Source organism: Mesonia aestuariivivens (genome assembly GCF_019311235.1).
Taxonomy (GTDB): Bacteria; Bacteroidota; Bacteroidia; order Flavobacteriales; family Flavobacteriaceae; genus Mesonia; species Mesonia aestuariivivens.
The window spans coordinates 1-2094 of record NZ_JAHWDF010000046.1 but is presented as its reverse complement, the minus strand read 5'-3'; the positions used below and the strand labels follow the sequence as shown (position 1 = coordinate 2094).

Annotated in this window: 2 protein-coding genes and 1 pseudogene; 1 reads left to right on the top strand and 2 read right to left on the bottom strand. The window is 30.3% G+C overall.

What is annotated here, in order from left to right:
• A pseudogene (locus KW502_RS15170) lies at nucleotides 1–161 on the top strand (transposase); the annotation flags it as partial.
• Nucleotides 162–359: 198 nt separating this feature from the next.
• Here the strand turns inward: KW502_RS15170 and KW502_RS15165 are convergent.
• Nucleotides 360–797, bottom strand: a complete 438-nt coding sequence (locus tag KW502_RS15165) for a type II toxin-antitoxin system death-on-curing family toxin (protein WP_219041394.1) — start codon at nucleotides 795–797, stop codon at nucleotides 360–362.
• A 1-nt stretch (nucleotide 798) separates the two neighbouring features.
• Nucleotides 799–1800: a DNA-binding protein gene (locus KW502_RS15160; RefSeq protein ID WP_219041393.1), complete on the bottom strand. Its 1002-nt coding sequence runs from the start codon at nucleotides 1798–1800 to the stop codon at nucleotides 799–801.
• Nucleotides 1801–2094: the final 294 nt, after the last annotated feature.

The window sequence follows — 2094 nt, the reverse complement described above, 5'->3', positions numbered from 1 at the left end:
GACAAAGCACGGTAGAACCCGTTTTTGGAACCTTAACTCAGTTTATGGGGCTTAGAAAAGTAAACACCTTAGGATTAAAACAGGCCAATAAATGTATGCAGCTCTCAGCTATTGCCTACAACCTCAAGAAATACCTCAAATTCACTCAAAAAAGAATAAAAGTGGAGCAGGAATGCTCAGCTTATTTTTAAAGTTCATAATGACGTTAAATAATGCGTATAAGTCCATTTTAAAGAGACTATATTCTGCTAATTTACAAACGATATAAAACTAGAAAACCACTCTAAAGCGGTTTAAATAAGTGAGATTTTCTAAGAATTAGAGGCTTGTGCAACGGTTACCATTGTTGTAAACTGGCTTTACTTTTTTTTAGTTTTTGCTTCTATAATTTTTAATTTCAGCTCATAACTAAATTCTTCTTCATAAATGATTGATGCAATAATTTCTTTAAGTAATTCCCTATCTATTAAGTTATCTGCAACATCTACAGCAATATTTTCTGTTAAAGAAATGAATTTTGAAACGATGTAATCTAGACCGTTAATTTCAAGAAAATAGGCGCTTAAAGCAATAGATGACCTTTTGTTTCCATCATTAAAAGCGTGGTTTTTGTTTATAGAATAAAATAGATATGCAACTTTATCTTCTAATTCTGGATAATAATTATCGTCTTGTACAAAATCCAACGTAGCGTGAAGCTGTCCTAAATCTTTAGCTCCAGCGAAACCTCCAGAATGTTCTATTATGTAATCGTGTTCTTTTACTGCGTAGTGAAAATCGAAATACACAAATTCCATACTACCTATTTTTTAAGCGTTTGAAAACATCTATGTTTTCATCTATCCTATCTTCAAGTGCCTTGCTTTTTTCTCCTAAAAATCTATCGAAATCAGATTTGGAAACTGTACTTATGTAGTTTTTTAAGCTTTCGTGAAAGACTTTTCTAAATCCATAATCTCTACTTGCCATTTTTATCCTGGCATCCTCAATCAAAGGTTTAAAAAGAGGGTGATTAGAGAAATTTTCAAGAAGTGTATCCATTTCATTTTGGGTCATTTTCCTACCTAATGATTCTGATTTCTTCTTCATTTCGTGAGATAATCCATTTTCAAATGAAGCAATAAGTTTTAAAACTTCAGCGTACATTGTATCTCTTAGGTTTTCAGTTCTTTCTAGTTTGAGTATTTTCCGATATTCGATTGCATTTTCTTTAAAAATGCAGTGGTATATTTTACTTGTGTAAATAGCATATTTAATATTTCCTAAATCTAAATACAGATGTAAAGCATTTGCGAATTCTTTTCGATAATGCGGTTCTTTTAGAATTGCACTTAAAAAATCCTCATCTCTTTGATTTATATATTTTGTTGTACCTCCAGCTTTTTCGTTCAAGCTATCGATTACGATATCTAATATTTTACTTCGTAAAGCTTTAGCAATTTCACTTTCGACTAATAACATTCCAAGATTTAAAAAAGACCTAAAGTTAAATACACCTAAATGAGCAGTGTTACTTGAGAGTTTTAAAATATGTCCAAATTGGTTTTTGAATTCTTTTAAATTTTTTCCTTTCAGAACTACATATCCATTGTGTTTTATTTCTTTTTCATTATTTTCAAGGTACCTTTCGATAGTAGCAATGTCTATTTGATAAAATTCAGAAATTTGTTGCTTTGTGTATTTATACTCTTCTTGAAATAACATACCAGGAACACCTAAGTAAGTTCTTAGATTATCTAGGACTAACGTGTTGTTTAAAACGTTTTGTCTATCTATATCTGACGTGGTTAAATCTTTCATTTTTCCAAATATTGTTAACAACTTTTTATTAACCAACCCGCATCAATGCGGGTTGGTTGTTAATAACTCTAATTTTTTGTTGATAAAACTGATTTGCAATTTACTGAAATTCAGCTTAGTTATTCCTTTTATTTCAATCTTTTCGCAATGTTTGTCAAGCTTGTTTACAACGTGTTTCTTTAGTTTGTATTAAATAACTTTATATAGAAAAAGAGGAGAACTATAACGTGTTTTAGATTAGTGATCCCTTACACGTACGAGTCCTCTCATTCTATAAAGTTGCAAAGAACCATT

What these genes read in the sequence shown, in the direction of transcription:
- KW502_RS15165 (WP_219041394.1), bottom strand. Translation starts at nt 797, where the DNA reads ATGGAATTTGTGTATTTCGATTTTCACTACGCAGTAAAAGAACACGAT.
- KW502_RS15160 (WP_219041393.1), bottom strand. Translation starts at nt 1,800, where the DNA reads ATGAAAGATTTAACCACGTCAGATATAGATAGACAAAACGTTTTAAAC.